This is a genomic window from Devosia sp. (genome assembly GCF_014860165.1).
Classification (GTDB): domain Bacteria; phylum Pseudomonadota; class Alphaproteobacteria; order Rhizobiales; family Devosiaceae; genus Devosia.
In genome coordinates this window covers 75,290-95,006 of record NZ_JACZKG010000054.1, presented here as the reverse complement: position 1 = coordinate 95,006, position 19,717 = coordinate 75,290, and the positions used below count along the sequence as shown (strand labels likewise).

Sequence of the window (19,717 nt, the reverse complement as noted above, 5' to 3'; positions counted from 1 at the left end):
ATGACCGTGAGGGCAGTCGGGGATGGGAGGTCGCTCCCATCGGGCGGGGGGAACTCGGCAGCTGCGCTTGCGACACAGCGTACCTGGCCCGGACCCGCGAAAATCCTGGCGTGGTGGCGGGGCAACGGCCTCACTTCCTTTAACTACCACTTCGAGGCAGGCGCCTCGCCACCATAGCTCTCTGAGCGCCCCTTGGCGTCTCGACACCGAGCGGACCGAGCCCATGACAACCGCAGACAGGCGGCGCTTTCGCATGCCCGATGGAACCTACAGAATCCCCACCGCGTATTAACCCAATCGCGACATTATGACTGGACGGGGCACCCAAAGGGCCGCAGGTCTTGCCCTTGTAACGCCCTAATGCCGGACATACATTCGGCACACGCGCCGCGCTCCCTTAGCGCAGGCATCTCCGGGACAGGATTGATGAACGGAAACTTCCGCAACTTTGCCATCTGGCTGGTCATACTCTTCATGCTGATGGGCCTGTTCCAGGTCTTTCAGTCTTCGACCCGCTCGACCTCGGTTTCCGACAAGAGCTACAGCCAGTTCGTCACCGATGTCGAAGCCGGCAGCGTGACCAGCGTCACCATTACCGAGAACGTCGTTTCCGGCACGCTGCGCGACGGCACGCGGTTTGAAACCGTGCTGCCCGAAGGCGCCGAAATCATCAATCGCCTCGAGGACAAGGGTGTCTCGATCACTGCGCGGCCGCTCGAATCGAGCCCGTTCTGGTCGATCCTGCTCAGCTCATGGCTGCCCTTCATCGTCATCATCGGCGTGTGGTTCTTCTTCATACGCCAGATGCAGGGCGGTGGCCGTGGCGGCGCGATGGGCTTTGGCAAGTCGCGCGCCAAGCTGCTGACGGAAACCCATGGCAAGGTGACGTTCGAGGACGTGGCCGGCGTGGACGAGGCCAAGCAGGATCTCGAGGAAATCGTCGAATTCCTGCGTGATCCGGGCAAGTTCCAGCGCCTGGGCGGTCGTATTCCGCGCGGCGTTCTGCTGGTGGGCCCTCCGGGCACCGGTAAAACGCTGCTGGCCCGTTCGGTCGCCGGCGAAGCCAATGTGCCCTTCTTCACCATTTCGGGTTCGGACTTCGTTGAAATGTTCGTCGGTGTCGGCGCCAGCCGCGTCCGCGATATGTTCGAGCAGGCCAAGAAGAATGCGCCCTGCATCATCTTCATCGACGAAATCGACGCCGTCGGCCGCCAGCGTGGCGCCGGTCTCGGCGGCGGTAACGACGAACGCGAACAGACCCTCAACCAGCTCCTTGTCGAGATGGATGGCTTTGAAGCCAATGAAGGCATCATCCTGATCGCTGCCACCAACCGTCCCGATGTGCTCGATCCTGCCCTGCTGCGTCCGGGCCGCTTCGACCGCCAGGTCGTGGTGCCGAACCCCGACGTTTCGGGCCGCGAGAAGGTGCTCAAGGTTCACGTCCGCAAGGTGCCGCTGGCGCCCGATGTGGATCTCAAGGTTCTGGCGCGCGGTACGCCCGGTTTCTCGGGTGCTGACCTCATGAACCTCGTCAACGAGGCGGCGCTGATGGCGGCGCGGCGCAACAAGCGTTTCGTCACCCATGCCGAATTCGAGGATGCCAAGGACAAGATCATGATGGGCGCCGAGCGCCGCACCATGGCCATGTCCGAGGACGAGAAGAAGCTGACGGCTTACCACGAAGCCGGCCACGCCATCATCGCGCTCAAGGTTGCCGGCATCGACCCGATCCACAAGGCGACGATCATTCCGCGCGGCCGTGCCCTGGGCATGGTGATGACCCTGCCCGAAAGCGACAGCTATTCGTTCTCCCGCGAAAAGGCCCTGGCCCGCCTGACCATGCTGTTCGGTGGCCGCGAGGCCGAGATCATCAAGTTCGGTCCGGAAAAGGTCACGTCTGGCGCTTCGGGCGATATCCAGATGGCGACCAATCTCGCCCGCTCGATGGTGATGGAATGGGGCATGAGCGAGAAGCTCGGTCGCGTGCGCTACAAGAGCAACGACCAGGAAGTGTTCCTGGGCCACTCGGTGACGCAGTCCCAGCACATGTCGGATGATACGGCCCGTATCATCGACCAGGAAGTGCGCAAGCTGATCGAGGATGGCGAGGCTTCGGCCAAGGAAATCCTCACCACCTACCACGACCAGTGGGAGGCGATTGCCCAGGCGCTGCTCGAATACGAGACGCTGACCGGCGACGAGCTGCGCGCGCTGATGGACGGGATCCAGCCGACCCGTCCGGACGATAGCGGCCCCTCCAACAAGGCCAGCGGCGTTCCTTCGGCCGGCAAGGCGGGCAAGAAGCGTCCCGACGCGCCGCCCGAGCCGGGCCTCGAGCCGCAGCCCAACAGCTAGGCCTGGGCAAATTTACAGGGGGTCGCCGCAAGGCGGCCCTTTTGCATGGCGGCATTCTCCGCTATTCCGCCCAAAAGTGGTATTATCCGACGCTGCCGGAATCGCCGGGCTCAGGGGACAGGACGCTATGGTACGCAAGTATTTTGGTACGGATGGAATTCGCGGCCTGGCCAATGGCGACAAGCTGACGCCGGAGCTGGCCCTGCGCGTCGGCATGGCGGCCGGGCAGAAATTCGTGCGGGGCGACCACCGGAACCGCGTGGTGATCGGCAAGGATACGCGCCGCTCCGGCTACATGATCGAAAGTGCCCTGGGCGCCGGCTTCACCGCTGTGGGTATGGATGTCTACTTCCTGGGGCCGATGCCCACTCCTGCCGTTGCCATGCTGACGCGCTCGCTGCGCGCCGACCTGGGCGTCATGATCTCGGCGTCCCACAATCCCTATGACGACAATGGTATCAAGCTGTTCCGTCCCGATGGCTACAAGCTCAGCGACGAAGTCGAAAAAGAGATCGAGCGGTTGATCGACAGCGACATGACCAGCCTTTTGGCACATGGCCGTGAGATCGGCCGCGCCTATCGCGACGAAGAAGCCCGCACGCGCTACATCGAATATGCCAAGCGCACGCTGCCGCGCGGCACCGACCTTGCCGGCCTGCGGGTTGTGCTCGATTGCGCCAATGGCGCCGCCTACAAGGTTGCCCCGGTGGCGCTGTGGGAATTGGGGGCGGAGGTCTTCACCATTGGCGACAAGCCCGATGGCTTCAACATCAACGACAAGGTGGGATCGACGGCGCCGGAAGCGGTGGCCGCCAAGGTCAAGGAAGTCCGCGCCGATATCGGCATTGCCCTGGACGGCGATGCCGATCGGGTGATCATCGTGGACGAGAAGGGCGACGTGGTTGACGGCGATCAGTTCATGGCGGTCATCGCCCAGAGCTGGCTCGAGCGTGAAATGCTGGTCGGCGGCGGCATCGTCGCCACCGTCATGTCCAATCTCGGGCTGGAACGCTACCTGACCTCGCTCGGCCTGACGCTCGAGCGCACCCAGGTTGGTGATCGCTACGTGCTGGAAGCCATGCGCAGCAAGGGCTTCAACGTGGGCGGCGAGCAATCGGGCCATATCATCCTGTCCGATTTCACGACGACGGGCGACGGCCTGGTGGCGGCGTTGCAGCTGCTGGCGGTGCTCAAGCAGCAGGAGCGCAGCGTCTCCGAGATCTGCGCGCGCTTTACGAAGGTGCCGCAGCTTCTGCGCAGCGTGAAGTTCAAGTCGGGCAAGCCGCTCGAACACAAGCAGGTCATTGCCGCCATCGCTGACGGGCAGGCCATGCTGGGCAGCGGCGGGCGGTTGGTGGTGCGCGCCTCCGGTACCGAGCCGGTCATCCGGGTCATGGGCGAGGCCGATGATGCCTCGCTGGTGAGCACGGTGGTGTCACAGATCGAGGCGGCGATACTGCAAGTCGCCTAGCCGGAATCGTCTGGATTTACTGTCGGTTAACTATACCGACGGCCGTTCTATTCTCGTTAGGGTTAAGTTTTAAGGTTAAGCGCGCTTTAAGGAAATTGTCCGATATTGGCTTGCAACCGACCTGTGTCGTGGCAACTCAAAGGACGTTCCCCATGCGTAAGTTCATCACTGCAATGATGGTGGCAGGAGCCACCATTGTTGGTGGACAGGCAATCGCCGCCGATATGCCCTATTACCCGCCGATCATCGAAATTCCCGATGTCGACTACGGCGTCTCCGGCTCGTTCTACTTGCGCGGCAGTGCCGCGGGTAACCTGATGTGGGCCCGGGAAGTCAACCATCCGACAGCGCCGGGCACCCCGTTCCTGATCGACGGCTTTGGCTATGGCTATTCGGTCGGCGCGGGCTTCGGCTATGAAACCGGCACCGGACTGCGTTTCGACGTTACAGCGGACTACCTGTCCAATGAGGGGATGCAGACCACGATCCCGGCTTCCGCGGCACCGGCGCTGTTTCCCGGCGTCCACAAGCTGTCGCTGCGCTCCACGGTTCTCCTGGCCAACGCCTATTACGACTTCGGCCTGGGCGGCGGCGACTATGGCGCTGCGGGCGGCATGTTCGGCTATGTTGGCGCTGGCGCCGGCGTTGCCTTCAACGATTTCATCACCACGGGCCCTGCCGGTTCGCCGGCTGATACGCGTACACAGAATACCAGTTTCGCCGCTGCCGGCATGGTCGGCGCCGGCTATGACTTCGGGCAGGTGGTGGCCGATATCGGCTATCGCGGCCTCTACATCAACAGCCTGACCAATACGGTGGCGACCGCCCCCTACTGGATCGACCACAACTGGGTTCACGAAGTGCGCGGCACTGTCCGCTATCGCTTCAACTAGAACGGAACGTGGCGGGGTAGCCACGGCCCGCTGCGCTCTCTCAAGAAAATCGGCGTCCAGAAGGGCGCCGATTTTGTTTTTCTCCGCCGCCGCCAACACGCTAAGCTCGCCGCAGACGATTTGGGGGGTAGCATGAAGGTATTGGTGATCGGCGCAGCCGGCATGGTGGGGCGCAAGCTGGTCGCCGCACTCCTGGCGGCCGGGACTGTGGGCGGCCAGGCCATTACCGGCCTGGCCCTTGCCGATGTCATCGCGCCGGAGGTCCCGGCCACCACCATCCCCGTCACGACGCAAGCTGCCGACCTCTCCATGCCCGGGGTGGCAGGACAGTTGATCGCCGGGCGGCCTGACCTGATCTTTCACCTTGCAGCGATTGTATCGGGCGAGGCCGAGGCCGATTTCGAAAAGGGCTATCGCATCAACCTGGACGGCACGAGGTATCTGCTGGAGGCCATCCGCCTTGCGGGGCAGGCGGCGCCCTACAGGCCGCGGCTGGTTTTCACCTCGTCGATTGCCGTATTCGGCGAACCACTGCCCGATGTGATCGGCGATACGCACGAGCACACGCCGCTGACCAGCTACGGTACGCAGAAGGCCATCGGCGAACTACTGCTTGCAGATTATTCACGACGGGGTTTTGTCGATGGGGTCGGCATTCGCCTGCCGACGATCGCGGTGCGGCCGGGCAAACCCAACAAGGCTGCCTCGGGCTTTTTCTCCGGCATCATCCGCGAGCCGCTGGCGGGGCATGAGGCCCTGTTGCCAGTCGCCGAGACGGTGCGGCACTGGTTCGCCAGCCCACGGGCCGCTGTCGGCTTCCTGCTGCATGCGGCGGCCATGGATACCGCCGCCCTGGGCAACCAGCGCAACCTGACCATGCCGGGTCTCGCCGCCACGGTCGGCGAGCAGATTGCCGCGCTCGAGCGCGTCGCCGGGCCAAAGGCCACCGCGCTCATCCGCCGCCAGCCGGACGAGACCATTGCACGCATCGTGGCAGGCTGGCCGCAGGCGTTCGACGCCAGCCGCGCCAGGGGCCTGGGTTTCGTCGGCGAGACCAGTTTTGACGAGATCATCCGCATTCATATCGAGGACGAACTAGGCGGCGCCATCTCTTAACCCCCGGGGCGACAACCCGGTCCTAGCCATCACGACGATCCGTCAAAGACCTCCGCACCTATGGCACGCAATGCTGCCATTGCCACGGCGATATCCTGGTCTCCCGTACCCGAGCCGATGCCGATGCCGCCGAGAAGGTGACCGGACAGGCGGATCGGCAGGCCGCCGGGAAGGGACGTTACGCGACCGCCTGTTGCGGCAGCAATCGCGCTGGCCACGCCAGTTGGCACCCTATGTGTCGGCACGTTGATCGAAGCCGCTGTTTCCGCTTTCGCCAGCGCACTGTGCAGCGACAGGACCTTGGCCCCTTCCATGCGCAGGTGGGCCAGCACGACCCCGCTAGCGTCGACCAGGGCGATGCATTGCGGTTGCGCCATGGCCCTGGCGGCGGCCATGGCAGCCAGGAGCATCGTCGTAACCGCGTGGTCGGTCAGGCGAGGATGCATGCAGGAGAAGCTGACGCCGGTGTCGGTCATGCGGTCGCCTCAAAAAGAAGGGGCAGGCAGAAGCCCGCCCCAGTTAACGCGGGAGACGTTGGAGAAGCCTATTTGCCCCAGATGCGGGCATATTCGTCCCGGTAGCCATTGCCCGGGTCGAACAGATTGTTGTCGCCGCCATCGAAGGAGATGTTTTCCGCGGTGACGACGTGGAGCGGGGAGGTATAGCCGGACCATTCCTCGCCCTGGATGGCGCGGTTGAGCTCGTCGATCAGTTGCCAACCCTGAAGGTTGAGCGGCTCGGCTACCGTCACCGCCTGATACTGGGCGGTGCGGATGCGCTGGTAGGCGCTTTCGGAGCCGTCGCCGGCCGCCACGGCCTTGGGCGCACCGTCACCGGCAATGCCGGCAGCGGCAAGCGCGGGTCCCATGAAGTCGAAATAGATGTCGTTGATGGCCATGGCGTGGGTCCAGCTCGCACCATATTTCTGCAGCAGGGCCGTGGTCAGCGAGGGCATGCGGGTCGAGGTATCGGCGATCGGGGTATCGACATATTCGAGCACCGTGCCGCCCAGCGCCTCGATCGTTTCCCTGATCTTGTCGGCCTTGGCGATGGCGATGGCATAGGTGGAGTCGGTGAAGATGACGACGCCCGGCTTGCCACCGGCATCGGCGAAGGCCCACTTGCCGGCCGCGGCAGACACTTCCATCGCATCGGTCGACACATTGGCGAAGATGCCGCTGGTCGGATCGGGACCGATGACAGGGCCGGCATGCCAGCTGACGATCGGGATTCCGGCGGCCTTGACCTGCTCGAGCGCTGCCTGCTGTTCGACGGCGTCGAAGCCGTTGATGATGATGCCATCGGGGTTGAGCGCCAGCGCCTGGCCGAAGGCGGCAGCACGGCCCTGGATCGAACCGGCGCCATCGAGCACGTTGATGGTCCAGCCGATCTTGTCGGCGGCTTCCTGGACACCCTTGGTGACACCGAGGATGCCACCATTCTTGAGATCCCCGGCGAGGACGACGATGGCCTTGCCTTCAGCGGCGGCCGGGCCAGTGCTGGGGCCATCCCAGGTGGTCTTCTGGCCAGCATATTTCTGGACTTCGGCCATGGCGTCCGAAATCGCGTCGGCGAAGGCGGGGGTGGCCGCCATCAAGGCGAGCAGGGAGACAGTAAAGGTACGACGCAGCATGATTGATATCCTCCTGTTGTGCTGTCGTTATTTTGAGCCGGCGCCCTTTTTGCGTTGGGCATATCCGGCGATACCGATGGCGATGAGCAGCGTGGCGCCATTGAAGAGAGGTTCGACCCAGAAGCTGCCGCCGAACTGCTGGATGCCGGCAATGCCGACCGCCAGGATCATGACGCCAATGATGGTGCCCCAGACATTGACGCGGCCCGGCTTGATGGTGGTCGAGCCCAGGAAGGCACCGACCAGGGCGGGCAGCAGGAATTCGAGCCCGACGCTCGCCTGGCCGATGCGCAGTTTTGATGCCAGCAGGACGCCGGCGAAGGCGGTGAGCAGGCCAGAGGCCACGAAGGCGCCGACGACGAATTTGCGGGTCGGGATGCCGTTGAGTTCGGCAGCGCGCTGGTTGGCGCCGATGGCATAGAGGTAGCGGCCGATCGGGGTGTAATCGAGCACCACCCACAGTGCGATGGTGATGGCCAGGACGTAATAGGCGGTGATGGGCAGTCCGAAGACGAAGGTGCCGTTCACCGCATAGAAGGCGTCCGGCAGCACGCCGACCATCTGCCGGCCCCCGGTATGCCAGAGTGCCAGGGCATAGAGGATCGTGCCGGTGCCCAGCGTGGCGATGAAGCTGTCGATGCGCGCAACTTCGACCAAGAGGCCATTGAGCACGCCCACCAGGACGCCCAAACATAGTACGATTGCCACGGCCATCGGCCAGGGCAGGCCGTACATGGTCTGCAATGAGATGGCCAGGATATGCCAGAGCACGATGCCGTAGCCGACCGTGAGATCGATGCGACCGGCCACCATCGGGATCATCGCCGCCAGTGACAGGAGCGCAATGATGGCCTTGTCGGACAGGATGGCCCGCAGGTTGAGGACTGTCGGAAACGTAGTCGGCAGCAGGATCGAGAACAGCACGATCAGCGCGACGGTGAGGATGACCAGGCCATAGCTGGGCAGCATGCGCATCAGCTTGACCAGGGGGGGCAGGCCGGCCAGTTCGTCCTTGGTGGGTTCGATGGCGTTGGATTCAATGGACGGCATTTGCGGACCTCAAGCGGCATCACCGGCCGAAGCGGCCTGGATCAGGGTTTCGGTGGAGAGTTCGACGCCGGTAAGTTCGGCGACCGGCAGGCCGCGCGAGAACACGATCGCGCGGTGACAGATATTGGCGATCTCCTCGAAGTCGGTGGAGATCACGAGTACGCCCATGCCGGAAGCCAAGGCCTCGAAGAGCAGGTGGTAGATTTCTGCCTTGGCTCCCACATCGACGCCTGCTGTGGGATCCTCGGTCACCAGTAGGCGCCGGCCCGACTCCAGCCATCGACCGACGATCACCTTCTGCTGGTTGCCGCCGGACAGGGCCTCGATGGGCAGGGACGGATCGTTGGGGGAAAGACCGACCCGGGCACCGATTTCACGGGCCAGCGCTTCCTCCTGCCCTGGTGTCATGAGCGAGAACAGGCCGCGACCCGTTGCGGACGGGTTGACGAAGGTGTTCTCACGAATGGTCAGGCCGGTCGCCACGCTTTCACGCACGCGGTCTCGCGCCACCAGGCCAATGCCATCGGCCATTGCGGTCTGCGGCGAGGAAAGATCAGGCGTGCGGCCATCAAGGACAATCCTGCCGCCATGCTTGCGCGCGCCGACCAGGGCTCTGCCAATATCTTCATGGCCAGCACCCCGCAGCCCTGCCAGGCCGAGCAGTTCTCCGCGTCGGATTTCGAAACTCACCGGACCGACGCTGCGCGTGGTCAGCCCTTCCACCGTCAGGATGGCAGGACCTTCGAGGACGGGTGGCCGCTGGATTTCCCGCGCCTTGCGGCCGACGATCAGCCCGACCAGTTCGTCCGGCGTGGTGTGGGCAACATCGCGCATGGCCACCAATTGTCCATCGCGCAGCACCGCCACGCGGTCGGCAACAAGGAAGATTTCATCGAGCCTGTGGCTGACATAGATCATACCAACGCCGCGCTCGCGCAGCGGCCGAAGGGCCGAAAACAGGCGTTCGACCTCATCGGCAGGCAGGCTCGCCGTTGGCTCGTCGAGGACGAGGAAATCGCATTCGGCAGCTAGGGCACGGGCAATGGCCACGAGAGACTTCTGCGTTCGCGACAGGCTCGACACCCGGGCGGTGGCCGGGAAGTCGGCATCGACCAGTGCGAGGGCCCGTTCCGCCTTGGTCTGGGTTGCAGCCCAGTCGATGCGGCCCAGGCGGCACTCGTAGCCGAGTTGCATGGCCACGTTCTCAGCCACGGTCATCCATTCGATCAGGCCAAGGTCCTGATGTATAAAGGCCACCTTCTGTCCGCTGGCCCGGCCCGCCTCGTGGGCATAGGGAACGCCATCGATCGAGACCATACCGGCATCGGGACGATGAATGCCGCCGAGTACCTTGATCAGCGTGGACTTGCCGGCGCCGTTCTCACCCAACAGGGCGACGATCTCGCCGCGCCCGACCTTGAGCGACACACCGCGCAGGGCCTGGGTGCCGCCGAATGACTTGACGATGCGATCAAAGAACAAACCGCTGGCGGTTTCGTCCATTCGATGTTCCTCCTCCCGGCCCCTTGTTCTCAAGTTAGGTTTACCGGTAACGTAAGTGCACCCTGATCCAGTGGCCCAATAGTGTCAAGCAAAAAAGATATCGATAACAATTTTGCGGCGATTGAGCCTGGCGAGCGGCGTGGCGCGCCCGGCCTGAGCGATATCGCCCGGCTCACCGGCGTTTCGAAAATGACGGTCAGCAGGGTGCTTCGTGGGGGGACCGGCTTCTCGGAAGAGACGGCGCAGAGGGTGCTCTCAGAAGCTCGGCGCCTGGGGTATGTGCCCAGCCGCCTGGCCTCCGCCTTTGCCGCAGACAGAGCCTCGACGCTGGTCGGTGTGTGTGTGCCGCGCCTCACATCGGGACTGTTCGGCAATGTGCTGGACGGGTTGGACCGCGCATTGTCGCGGCTGGGCTTCCAGATGATGATCGGATGCAGCAACCATTCCCAGCCCGAAGAGGAAGAATGGGTCCGCCACATCGTCAGCTGGCGGCCGGCGGGCGTCATCCTGGCGGGTCGCAGCCACTCCATCGGCACTGTGCAGATGTTGTCCACGAGCGGCATTCCGGTGGTCGAAATGTGGGACCTGACCACCAGCCCGATCGATCTGTCGGTTGGCTTCTCCCACTATGACTGCGGCGTGGAAATGGCGCGCTTTGCTCTGCAAAAGGGCCGCCGTCGCGCCGCCTATCTGGGGGCTCACTCGCGTTCGGACGTTATGGGGCAGTCCCGCCTCGAAGGGTTTGCCGCCGCGCTTGAGGAGGCTGGCCATCCTCTGGTCGAAACGGAGATTCTTGAAGACGCCCCCAGCTTCTACGCCGGCTTCTACGGTCTTGAAATTCTGCTGGCCCGGCAGCCTGCGCTTGATCTGGTCTATTTCCACAATGACGAAATGGCCATTGGTGGGCTGGCTTTCTGTCAGTCGCGCGGGCTGCGCGTGCCCGAGGATATCGGCATTGTCGGCTGGGGCGGGATGGAGGCGGCATCCATCCTGCCCAAGCGCCTCACCACGACAGTCGTGCCAACGACGGGGCTGGGCAAGCAGGCAGCCCAGGCGCTCGTCGCCCGCATCAGGGGCGAACCAACCCGCCGGGTCATCGCGGTCCGGACCAAGCTGATCGAGGGGGAAACCATCTGATCAGGGGCGTTGCGCACCCCCGCGATTGAGCACGACGCTGTAAAGGCTTGTCGTGGCCGTTATGAACAGCTGGTGCTTGGCGCGGCCACCGAAGCACAGGTTTGACACCCCCTCCGGCACGCGGACCAAACCCAGGAGTACGCCGTCCGGTGAGAGGCAGCGCACGCCGTCCCCGGCGGAGGACCACAGATTACCATCGCTATCGAGCCGGATGCCGTCGGCGGCGCCAACCGCGATGATGTGAAAGGGACGACCGTTTCGCGGGCGGCCATCGACCATGTCGAACCGCAGGATGTGCCGCGTATCCTGGGAGAACATGCGCCCCGTGTCGGCGACGTATAGCCTGGTTTCGTCCGGGCTGAAGGCCAGCCCGTTGGGGCAGTTGATGTCGGTGATGACAGCCTCGATCCCGCCGGCGGGGTCAACGCGATAGACATTACAGGGCAATTCCTGCTCGCCCCGGAAACCCTCATAATCGGTCTGGATGCCGTAATGGGGGTCGGTGAACCAGATTGCTCCGTCGGTTGCGACCACCACGTCATTGGGCGAGTTGAGGCGTTTGCCCTCAAAACTGTCGGCAATGACCGTGATCGATCCATCCCACTCCGTCCGCGTCACACGACGGGTGCCATGCTCGCACGATATCAGCCGCCCTTGCCGGTCACGGGTGTGACCGTTGGCATAGTTGGAGGGTTGGCGGAACACGCTCACCCCATCGGGCGACCAGCGCAGAATTTTGTTGTTGGGGATGTCCGAGAACAACAGGCAGCCCATGTCGCCGAACCAGACCGGGCCCTCGACCCAGTCAAAGCCGGTCGCCAGTCGCTTGACCGGCGCATTTTCCATGAAGAAGCGCGCGAAACGCTCATCGAAAACTTCAAAATCCGTCACGTGCTGGTCCCGTCAGGAAAATGCGATCTGCACCTTCATCGCCTGCGAGCGATCCGATGCCAGGGTGAAAGCGTCGACGCTTTGGGCGAGCGGCAGGGTCTGGGAGATGAGCGGCTTCACATCAATCAGCCCCTTGCGCATCAGCTCCACGCCGATGGCAAACTCGCTATGAAAGCGGAACGAGCCGCGAATTTCCAGCTCCTTGCTGGTGATGGTCTGCATGGGCACGCTCATGTCGCCACCCAGCCCCAGTTGCAGCACGATACCGCGGGGCCGCAGCGCGCCGATGCCGCCGGCCAGGGCTACCGCAGCGCCAGAGCACTCGTACAAAGCGTCGAAATAGCCCTTGTCGGTGCCATAGGCGGCGAGCGCGTCCGGCTCGCTCGCCGAATTGATGGTGCGATCGGCGCCGGCCTTCCGCGCGATCGAGAGCGTGAAGTCGGAGAGGTCCGTGGCGACGATCTCTGCAGCACCAGCCCGGCGCGCCGCCAGGATGGACAGCACGCCGATCGGCCCGCAGCCGGTCACCAACACCCGCTTGCCGAACAGGTCGCCAGCCCGGCGCGTCGCATGCAGCGTCACCGCCAGCGGCTCCGCCGTGGCCGCTTCTCCGGCACTCAGGCCGTCGGCGACCGCACACTGGTTGGCCTTGGCCACCAGCTTCTGACGGAACGCGCCCTGAATGTGTGGGAACGGCATGGCCGAGCCGTAAAAGCGCATGTTGAGGCACTGGTTGGGCAGGCCTTCGGTGCAATAGCGGCAGCTGCCGCAGGGGCGCGATGGCGAAACCGCAACCAGTTGCCCCTTCGCCAGGCCCGTCACGCCCTCGCCAAGCTCCTCGACCACGGCCGAGACTTCGTGCCCCAGGATCATTGGTTCCCGCAGCCGGACAGTGCCGAAGCCGCCATGGTTGAAATAATGCAGGTCCGAGCCGCAAATGCCGCCCGTCGCCAGCCGCAGGCCAACTTCGCCCGGCCCGACTGCTTCCTCGGGACGCTCCTCGATCCGCAAGTCCCTGGCGGAATGAATAACGATAGCTTGCATCAGAACACCGGGGTCAGGAGGGGGCGGCCAGCAAAATGCGCCGCCAGGTTGTCGCGCACGAGTTGGCCCATGGCCTGCCGGGTTTCCACCGTGCCCGAGGCATGGTGCGGCTGCAGCAAAACGTTGTCCAGCGTCAGGAAGCGCGGGTCGAGCTTGGGCTCGCCCTCGAACACATCGAGTGCCGCCGCGCCAAGCCGGCCCGAGGCCAAGGCCTCGATCAGCGCGTTCTCGTCGATATTGGAAGCCCGCGAGATATTGATCAGCGTGCCTTCGGGGCCCAGCGCCTCGATGACCGACTTGCCCACGATGTGCCGCGTGGCGCCCGACGCCGCCAGGGTCACGAACAGGAAATCGGAGCGCGCCGCCAGCGCCACCGGATCGGCAATGAACTCCCACTGGCTGGCATAGTCCTTGGCCCCGACGTCGGAATAGGCGATGTCCATGTCAAAGCCGGCCAGGCGCTTGGCGACCTCAAAGCCGATGCGCCCGAGACCCAGCACGCCCGCTCGCCTGCCCCAGACCCGGCGCTTCAGCGGATAGAGGCCCTTGCTGGCCCAGGAGCCATCCCTGACCCAGGTTTCCGCACCGATAACCCCGCGCGACTGTGCCAGCATCATGGCGATGCCCAGATCCGCCACGTCATTGGTCAGCACGTCGGGTGTGTTGCTCACGCGGATGCCGCGTGCCCGGCAGGCGTCGAGGTCAACCGCATCGAAGCCCACGCCATAGACGCTGATGACCTCAAGTTGCGGACAGGCGGCAATGACCTGCGCGTTGGCGCCCAGTTCGCCGCGGGTCGCGATGGCCCGCACCCTGGGGCCGAATTCGGCGAGAAACGCAGCCTTGTCACCCGCCTCGAAATAGCGGTGCGCGGTGTAGGCGGCGTCCAGCGGTTCCTGGTCCCAGGCTGGATAGGGACCCATCTGCATTATCTCGGGCTTGCTTGTCATCGTGGCTACAGTTCTCGCTTGACAGGAAATGTTATCGATATCAAAACAAAAGCCGAAGCGTTTGTCGAGACGAAATCTGCGGGGTGCCATGTCGATTCAATTGTTCAACCTGGAAGGGCGACGGGCGCTGGTCACCGGGTCATCGCAGGGGATCGGGCTCGCCTTGGCACAAGGGCTTGCGGCGGCCGGGGCACGCGTGGTGCTCAACGGCCGGGATGCGGACAAGCTTGCCGCAGCAGCGGCGCAAGTGCCCGGGGCGAGTACCTTGGCCTTTGACGCGACCGATCATGATGCGGTGCGGACAGCGGTAGATCGGTTCGAGGCCGAACACGGCGCCATAGACATCCTGATCAACAATGCCGGCATGCAGCATCGCGGGCCGCTGGAGGATTTCCCCGCTGCCGCGTTCGAAAAACTGCTGCAGACCAACATCGCCAGCGTGTTCCATGTCGGCCAGGCCTGTGCCCGCCACATGATCGGTCGCGGCAGGGGCAAGATCATCAATATCGCCAGCGTGCAGACCGCGTTGGCCCGACCTTCAATTGCGCCCTACACGGCTACCAAGGGTGCCGTCGGCAACCTGACCAAGGGCATGGCGACCGACTGGGCCCGGCACGGACTGCAATGCAATGCGATCGCACCGGGCTATTTCGATACGCCGCTCAATGCAGCGCTCGTGGCCGATCCTCAATTCTCCGCCTGGCTGGAAAAACGCACACCGGCAGGGCGCTGGGGCAATGTCGATGAACTTGTCGGCGCCGCAATCTTCCTCGCCTCTGACGCTTCCAGCTTCGTCAACGGCCATATCCTCTATGTCGATGGCGGCATCACGGCCTCGCTATGAGTGAGCTGCGCGTGGTGGTCATGGGTGTATCGGGCTGTGGCAAGACCACTGTCGGGATTGCCCTGGCCGAGCGGCTGGGCGCCCGCTTTATCGAGGGCGACCGGCTTCATCCCCAAGCCAATGTCGCCAAGATGCGGGCCGGCATCCCGCTTGATGACGCGGACCGCTGGCCCTGGCTGGACGCCGTCGCGTCGGCACTTGCCAATGACCGGCCGATCGTTGTCAGTTGTTCGGCGCTCAAGCGTGATTATCGTGACCGCCTGCGGACACGATCGGGCGTGCCCCTGCACTTCGTGCATCTGGCAGGAGACCGGGCAAGTCTGGCGCAGCGCATGGCCGAACGGCCGGGCCATTACATGCCCGTCAGCCTGCTCGACAGCCAGCTGGCGACGCTGGAACCCCCGGGCGCGGAAGAGGCGCTTACATTGGCCATAGATATGCCGGTCGAGACCATGGTCGCGACCGCATTGGCCGAGTTCAAGAGAGGATTATCATGAGCACACCAGTCGCCCTGATCGGGGCCGGTGCGATGGGCGGTGCCATCGGCGCCCGCCTTGCCCAATCGGGTACAAACCTGCGGGTTTATGACCGTGATCCGGAAAAGGTTGCCGCGCTGGTGGCGCAAGGGGCCATCGCCGCCGCCAGTGCTGCAGAGGCCGCGCGCGGTGCAGGGGCGGTGATCCTCAGTCTAAACTCTGCGGCCATTGTCAGGATTGCGGTATTCGGTGCCGGTGGCGTTGCCGAGGGTGCAGACCCCGGCACACTCGTCATCGACATGTCCTCGATCGATCCTGCTGCCACCAGGCAACTGTCCGAAGATGCAGCGGGACGCGGGTTGCGCTGGGTGGACAGCCCCCTTTCCGGCGGGGCGCCCAAGGCCGCGATCGGGCAACTCACGCTCATGCAGGGCGGCGTAGAAGCCGATGTCGCCATGGCACAATCGGTGCTGCGCAATGTCGCCTCCAACCAGACGCGGATGGGGCCGGTCGGCGCGGGGCAGGCCACCAAGCTGATCAACCAGGTCCTGTGTGGGCTGGGCTTTTTGGCGGTTGCCGAGGCGACCGCATTGGCGCAGGCGGCAGGGGTTGATGCCAATCTGATCCCCGCAGCGCTTCGGGGCGGCCGCGCCGACAGTGCAATCCTGCAGGAATACATGCCGCGCTTTGCCACGCGCGACTACAGGCGCACCGGACGGATCGACAACATGGTCAAGGACCTCGATGGCGCCCGCGAACTCGCCCGCCAGACCGGCGTCGCCATGCCGTTGACGTCACTGTGTGGAGAGATTCACCGCATGCTGACCGCGGCCGGACTGGGCGGCGAGGACCAGGCGGCGCTGATGGAATTTTTCAAGGGCCCAGACAAGGAACAGTTTTCATGATTACCCGCTACGCCCTGTTCGAGGGCGAGGTCCGCGATGGGCAGACCGAGGCCTTTCGAGAGGCCGTTACCAACGAGCTGCTGCCGCTGTGGAAGCAGTTTCCCGGCGCCAGCGCCGTGCGCCTGAGCTTCTCGGAGTCCCGCGACGATGGGGCCCCGGAATTCCCGCTGATCCTCGCCGTGAGCTATCCGAGCCAGGAGGCGATGCAGGGCGCGCTGGCCAGCCCGATTCGGATGGAGTCCCGCAGGGTAACGGAGTCGGTGGTGGCGCGGTTCTTCGATGGACGTATCCACCACCATGTCACAATGGCCAGCGACCACGCCCTCTAGCCGCAAGTTGGGTGGCCGAACTTGCGGGTTCGGTCACTTGCTGATTTGTTGTGGTGATCGATACCATCGGAATCCCCAAACCTGATGCCCGGCCCAAGACAACAGCCCACCATGATGGACGTCGCGCAACGCGCGGGCGTGTCGCCGATGACGGTCAGCAGGGCGCTCAAGGATGGGACCTCGGTCAGCGCCAAGACGCGCGAGAAGGTGGCCAAGGCCGCCGAAGATCTGGGTTATGTCTTTGACAGCACCGCATCGAACCTGCGGTCGCAGAAGAGCAATTTCGTCGCCGTCACCATTCCATCCATCAACAATGCCAACTTTGCCCAGACGGTTCGTGGCCTTTCGGATGGCCTGAGGCCAAGCGGGTTGCAGATTCTGCTCGGCTATACCGACTACGATACGGCGCAGGAGGAACAGCTGATCGAGCAGCTGCTGACACGGCGCCCCGAGGCCATCGTGGTGACGGGTGGCAAGCACACGCCGCGCGCGCGACGCCTGCTGGAGAACGCGGGGATCCCCGTGGTCGAGACCTGGGACCTGCCGGAAGACCCGATTGGCAATGTGGTGGGCTTCTCCAATGCCGCCGCTGTGGGACGCCTGGTCGACCATCTGGTGGAACAGGGCAGGCGAAAGATTGCTTTCATCGGCGGCGATACCACCCGTGACACGCGCGGCGCCGACAGGCGCCTGGGCTTCCTGCACGCGATGGAGCGCCACGGCCTCCTTCCAGATCGCCTGATTGCCGTCGGCACCCCGCCTATCTCGATGCGCGAGGGCGCCAACGCGATGGGACGGCTGCTGGATACGATGCCTGATACCGAGGCGGTCATCTGCGTCTCGGACCTATCCGCCTTTGGTGCCCTGACCGAGTGCCAAAGACGCGGTGTGGCGGTGCCAGACAGAATGAGTGTTGCCGGTTTCGGCGACTATGACATAGGTCAGATCTGCGTGCCCTCCATGACCACCATCAATCCATTCCCGATCGAAATCGGGCAGCAGGCTGCACGGGTTATCCTTGACCTTCTCGAGGGCAAGCCCACGGATCGAATTCTGACAATAGTGCCGGAACTGCTTGTACGGGAGAGTACTCAGCTGACACCAAGCCATCGGGTTTGATCCTGGAGCAGTGGTGCTGCCTGCGAGGAGATCGGTCGCCGTTACCTTGTCGCTACCAGCGTCGCCGTTACCTTGTCGCTACCAGCCTAGAGTGGCTTCTTGAGCCACTTGGCCAGCACACCCACGATGCCTTCGCGGAACAGCAGCACGCTGACTACGAAGATGGCGCCCTGCAGCACCGTTACCCAGGCGCCGAAGCCGGCGAAGTAGTTCTGCATGGTGACAATCACCGCAGCGCCGACCAACGGCCCGAACACCGTGCCCATGCCGCCTAATAGCGTCATCAGCACCACCTCACCCGACATGGTCCAATAGACGTCGGTGAGCGAGGCGAGCTGGAACACGATGGCCTTGGTGGCCCCGGCCAGGCCCGCCAGCGCGGCGGACATGACGAAGACGGCGAGCTTGTAGCGGTTGACCTTGTAGCCCAGCGAGATCGAGCGGGGCTCGTTGTCACGGATCGCCTTGAGCACCTGGCCGAAGGGCGAGTGGATGATGCGATAGATCAGCAGCAGCGCGCCAAACACGATGGCCACCACCACGAAATAGAGCGTGAGATCGGAGCTGAGATCGACAAAGCCGAACAGCTTGCCGCGCGGCACGGCCTGGATGCCGTCCTCGCCGCCGGTAAACGGCGCCTGCAGGGCAAAGAAGAATACCATCTGCGCAAAGGCCAGCGTCACCATGGCGAAATAGATGCCTTGCCGGCGGATGGCCAATGCCCCGATGGCCAGACCCAGCACGGCCGCTGCCAGCACGCCTAGCAGGATGGCGAATTCTGGATTGAAGCCCCAGGCCTTGGCCGCATAGGCCGCAACATAGCTCGATGAACCAAAGAAGGCGGCGTGGCCGAAGGAGAGCAGCCCGCCAAAGCCGAGCAGCAGGTTGAGCGCACTGGCGAACAGCGCAAAGCACAGCACCTTCATCAGGAAGACCGGGTAGAGCACACTGGGCGCCACCAGCAGCAGGCCGAGCAGCACGGCGAAGATCACCATGTGATGGCGCGGCGTGCCGACCGGCAGGGCCGCGGCTTCGGACCGATAGCCGGTCTCCGATTGGGTCGTCATCACTGCGTCCTTCCAAACAGCCCGGCAGGCTTGACCAGCAGCACGATGGCCATGATCACAAAGATCACCACGGCGGAGCCTTCGGGGTAGAACACCCGAGTCAGGCCCTCGACGATGCCCAGGCCAAAGCCGGTGAGAATAGCGCCCAGGATCGAGCCCATGCCGCCGATGACCACCACGGCAAAGACCACGATGATGAGGTCGGCACCCATATTGGGATTGACCGAGTAGATTGGCGCGGCCAGCACGCCGGCCAGAGCCGCCAGCGCCACGCCAAAGCCATAGGTCAGCGTGATCATGCGCGGCACATTGATGCCGAAGGCGCCAACCAGCGTCGGGTTTTCGGTGGCGGCGCGCAGATAGGCGCCCAGCCTGGTCTTCTCGATGGCGAACCAGGTGGCAAAGCAGACCACGACCGAGGCGACGATCACCCAGCCGCGATAATTGGGCAGGAACATGAAGCCCAGATTGGTGCCGCCCGATAGTTCAGCCGGAATGGAATAGGGCAGGCCCGAGACGCCATACTGGTTGCGGAACAGGCCCTGGATGATCAGCGCCAGCCCGAAGGTCAGCAGCAGGCCATAGAGATGGTCGAGGTGATAGAGCCTGGATATCATCAGCCGCTCGATGACCACGCCTGTCGCGCCCACCACCAGCGGCACGATGAGCAGGGCCCACCAGTAGTTGATGCCGGTATAGGTCAGCAGCATCCAGGCGACGAAGGCGCCCATCATATACTGCGCGCCATGGCTGAAATTGATGATGTTGAGCAGGCCGAAGATGACTGCCAGGCCAAGGCTGAGCAGCGCATAGAACGAGCCGTTGATCAGCCCCAGCAGCAACTGGCCGAAAAGCGCCTGTGGCGGAATGCCCAAAAGCTCGAACATGACAAGCAATCCTGGTGGAACGAAAGGGTGGCGCCCCGGCCGGGCCG

At 63.9% G+C, this 19,717-nt stretch carries 19 protein-coding genes; 10 read left to right on the top strand and 9 right to left on the bottom strand.

Features of this window, described 5'->3' with window-relative positions:
• Positions 1–426: 426 nt before the first annotated feature.
• The 4 genes from ftsH (at position 427) to denD (ending at position 5,835) form a co-directional block, all read left to right on the top strand.
• Positions 427–2,355, top strand: a complete 1,929-nt coding sequence (gene ftsH, locus IH615_RS13760; protein ID WP_291362460.1) for an ATP-dependent zinc metalloprotease FtsH — start codon at positions 427–429, stop codon at positions 2,353–2,355.
• Positions 2,356–2,482: 127 nt separating this feature from the next.
• A complete protein-coding gene (gene glmM / locus IH615_RS13755; RefSeq protein WP_291362459.1) occupies positions 2,483–3,826 on the top strand; it encodes a phosphoglucosamine mutase in 1,344 nt (447 codons plus the stop codon).
• Between the two features lie 152 nt (positions 3,827–3,978).
• On the top strand, positions 3,979–4,719 hold the full coding sequence (locus IH615_RS13750) for a hypothetical protein (RefSeq protein ID WP_291362458.1): 741 nt from the start codon (positions 3,979–3,981) through the stop codon (positions 4,717–4,719).
• Positions 4,720–4,851: 132 nt separating this feature from the next.
• Positions 4,852–5,835, top strand: a complete 984-nt coding sequence (gene denD / locus IH615_RS13745) for a D-erythronate dehydrogenase (RefSeq protein ID WP_291362457.1) — start codon at positions 4,852–4,854, stop codon at positions 5,833–5,835.
• Positions 5,836–5,864: 29 nt separating this feature from the next.
• On the opposite strand, the gene IH615_RS13740 is transcribed toward denD, so the two are convergent.
• The 4 genes from IH615_RS13740 to IH615_RS13725 all read right to left on the bottom strand — a co-directional run bounded on the left by IH615_RS13740 (position 5,865) and on the right by IH615_RS13725 (position 10,021).
• Positions 5,865–6,311, bottom strand: a complete 447-nt coding sequence (locus tag IH615_RS13740) for a heme-binding protein (protein WP_291362455.1) — start codon at positions 6,309–6,311, stop codon at positions 5,865–5,867.
• 68 nt (positions 6,312–6,379) lie between these two features.
• Entirely contained in the window at positions 6,380–7,468 is a 1,089-nt protein-coding gene (locus IH615_RS13735) for a substrate-binding domain-containing protein (protein ID WP_291362453.1), read from the bottom strand.
• A 27-nt stretch (positions 7,469–7,495) separates the two neighbouring features.
• Positions 7,496–8,518: an ABC transporter permease gene (locus IH615_RS13730; RefSeq protein WP_291362451.1), complete on the bottom strand. Its 1,023-nt coding sequence runs from the start codon at positions 8,516–8,518 to the stop codon at positions 7,496–7,498.
• A gap of 9 nt (positions 8,519–8,527) precedes the next feature.
• Positions 8,528–10,021, bottom strand: a complete 1,494-nt coding sequence (locus IH615_RS13725; protein WP_291362449.1) for a sugar ABC transporter ATP-binding protein — start codon at positions 10,019–10,021, stop codon at positions 8,528–8,530.
• An 81-nt stretch (positions 10,022–10,102) separates the two neighbouring features.
• Here IH615_RS13725 and IH615_RS13720 point away from each other — a divergent pair, with 81 nt between their 5' ends.
• On the top strand, positions 10,103–11,158 hold the full coding sequence (locus tag IH615_RS13720; RefSeq protein ID WP_291362447.1) for a LacI family DNA-binding transcriptional regulator: 1,056 nt from the start codon (positions 10,103–10,105) through the stop codon (positions 11,156–11,158).
• On the opposite strand, the gene IH615_RS13715 is transcribed toward IH615_RS13720, so the two are convergent.
• The 3 genes from IH615_RS13715 to IH615_RS13705 are packed head-to-tail and all read right to left on the bottom strand — an operon-like array spanning position 11,159 to position 14,016.
• The gene (locus tag IH615_RS13715) at positions 11,159–12,049 is read right to left on the bottom strand and encodes an SMP-30/gluconolactonase/LRE family protein (protein ID WP_291362445.1); all 891 of its coding nucleotides are present in this window, start codon (positions 12,047–12,049) and stop codon (positions 11,159–11,161) included.
• A 12-nt stretch (positions 12,050–12,061) separates the two neighbouring features.
• On the bottom strand, positions 12,062–13,093 hold the full coding sequence (locus IH615_RS13710; protein ID WP_291362443.1) for an L-idonate 5-dehydrogenase: 1,032 nt from the start codon (positions 13,091–13,093) through the stop codon (positions 12,062–12,064).
• On the bottom strand, positions 13,093–14,016 hold the full coding sequence (locus IH615_RS13705; RefSeq protein ID WP_291362442.1) for a 2-hydroxyacid dehydrogenase: 924 nt from the start codon (positions 14,014–14,016) through the stop codon (positions 13,093–13,095). The genes IH615_RS13710 and IH615_RS13705 overlap by 1 nt, the downstream gene beginning before the upstream one ends.
• A 115-nt stretch (positions 14,017–14,131) precedes the next feature.
• Between IH615_RS13705 and IH615_RS13700 the strand changes: the two genes are divergently transcribed.
• The 5 genes from IH615_RS13700 to IH615_RS13680 all read left to right on the top strand — a co-directional run bounded on the left by IH615_RS13700 (position 14,132) and on the right by IH615_RS13680 (position 17,716).
• A complete protein-coding gene (locus tag IH615_RS13700) occupies positions 14,132–14,887 on the top strand; it encodes an SDR family oxidoreductase (RefSeq protein WP_291362440.1) in 756 nt (251 codons plus the stop codon).
• Positions 14,884–15,384, top strand: a complete 501-nt coding sequence (locus tag IH615_RS13695) for a gluconokinase (protein WP_291362438.1) — start codon at positions 14,884–14,886, stop codon at positions 15,382–15,384. The genes IH615_RS13700 and IH615_RS13695 overlap by 4 nt, the downstream gene beginning before the upstream one ends.
• Entirely contained in the window at positions 15,381–16,268 is an 888-nt protein-coding gene (locus IH615_RS13690; protein WP_291362436.1) for an NAD(P)-dependent oxidoreductase, read from the top strand. The genes IH615_RS13695 and IH615_RS13690 overlap by 4 nt, the downstream gene beginning before the upstream one ends.
• Positions 16,265–16,597 (top strand): hypothetical protein, encoded by a 333-nt coding sequence (locus tag IH615_RS13685; protein ID WP_291362434.1) that lies wholly within the window; start codon positions 16,265–16,267, stop codon positions 16,595–16,597. The genes IH615_RS13690 and IH615_RS13685 overlap by 4 nt, the downstream gene beginning before the upstream one ends.
• 111 nt (positions 16,598–16,708) lie before the next feature.
• A complete protein-coding gene (locus tag IH615_RS13680; RefSeq protein WP_291362432.1) occupies positions 16,709–17,716 on the top strand; it encodes a LacI family DNA-binding transcriptional regulator in 1,008 nt (335 codons plus the stop codon).
• An 86-nt stretch (positions 17,717–17,802) separates the two neighbouring features.
• On the opposite strand, the gene IH615_RS13675 is transcribed toward IH615_RS13680, so the two are convergent.
• Together IH615_RS13675 and IH615_RS13670 are read right to left on the bottom strand one after the other, a co-directional pair.
• A complete protein-coding gene (locus IH615_RS13675) occupies positions 17,803–18,711 on the bottom strand; it encodes a branched-chain amino acid ABC transporter permease (RefSeq protein WP_291362465.1) in 909 nt (302 codons plus the stop codon).
• 71 nt (positions 18,712–18,782) lie between these two features.
• Positions 18,783–19,670, bottom strand: a complete 888-nt coding sequence (locus IH615_RS13670; RefSeq protein WP_291362430.1) for a branched-chain amino acid ABC transporter permease — start codon at positions 19,668–19,670, stop codon at positions 18,783–18,785.
• Positions 19,671–19,717 lie beyond the last annotated feature (47 nt).

Bases quoted from the DNA above. Each gene is read 5' to 3' on its own strand.
- IH615_RS13700 (WP_291362440.1), top strand. From the start codon at position 14,132: ATGTCGATTCAATTGTTCAACCTGGAAGGGCGACGGGCGCTGGTCACC.
- IH615_RS13740 (WP_291362455.1), bottom strand. From the start codon at position 6,311: ATGACCGACACCGGCGTCAGCTTCTCCTGCATGCATCCTCGCCTGACC.
- IH615_RS13685 (WP_291362434.1), top strand. From the start codon at position 16,265: ATGATTACCCGCTACGCCCTGTTCGAGGGCGAGGTCCGCGATGGGCAG.
- IH615_RS13710 (WP_291362443.1), bottom strand. From the start codon at position 13,093: ATGCAAGCTATCGTTATTCATTCCGCCAGGGACTTGCGGATCGAGGAG.
- IH615_RS13735 (WP_291362453.1), bottom strand. From the start codon at position 7,468: ATGCTGCGTCGTACCTTTACTGTCTCCCTGCTCGCCTTGATGGCGGCC.
- denD (WP_291362457.1), top strand. From the start codon at position 4,852: ATGAAGGTATTGGTGATCGGCGCAGCCGGCATGGTGGGGCGCAAGCTG.
- IH615_RS13725 (WP_291362449.1), bottom strand. From the start codon at position 10,021: ATGGACGAAACCGCCAGCGGTTTGTTCTTTGATCGCATCGTCAAGTCA.
- IH615_RS13690 (WP_291362436.1), top strand. From the start codon at position 15,381: ATGAGCACACCAGTCGCCCTGATCGGGGCCGGTGCGATGGGCGGTGCC.
- IH615_RS13695 (WP_291362438.1), top strand. From the start codon at position 14,884: ATGAGTGAGCTGCGCGTGGTGGTCATGGGTGTATCGGGCTGTGGCAAG.
- IH615_RS13750 (WP_291362458.1), top strand. From the start codon at position 3,979: ATGCGTAAGTTCATCACTGCAATGATGGTGGCAGGAGCCACCATTGTT.
- glmM (WP_291362459.1), top strand. From the start codon at position 2,483: ATGGTACGCAAGTATTTTGGTACGGATGGAATTCGCGGCCTGGCCAAT.
- IH615_RS13680 (WP_291362432.1), top strand. From the start codon at position 16,709: ATGATGGACGTCGCGCAACGCGCGGGCGTGTCGCCGATGACGGTCAGC.
- IH615_RS13675 (WP_291362465.1), bottom strand. From the start codon at position 18,711: ATGGTGATCTTCGCCGTGCTGCTCGGCCTGCTGCTGGTGGCGCCCAGT.
- IH615_RS13705 (WP_291362442.1), bottom strand. From the start codon at position 14,016: ATGGGTCCCTATCCAGCCTGGGACCAGGAACCGCTGGACGCCGCCTAC.
- ftsH (WP_291362460.1), top strand. From the start codon at position 427: ATGAACGGAAACTTCCGCAACTTTGCCATCTGGCTGGTCATACTCTTC.
- IH615_RS13730 (WP_291362451.1), bottom strand. From the start codon at position 8,518: ATGCCGTCCATTGAATCCAACGCCATCGAACCCACCAAGGACGAACTG.
- IH615_RS13670 (WP_291362430.1), bottom strand. From the start codon at position 19,670: ATGTTCGAGCTTTTGGGCATTCCGCCACAGGCGCTTTTCGGCCAGTTG.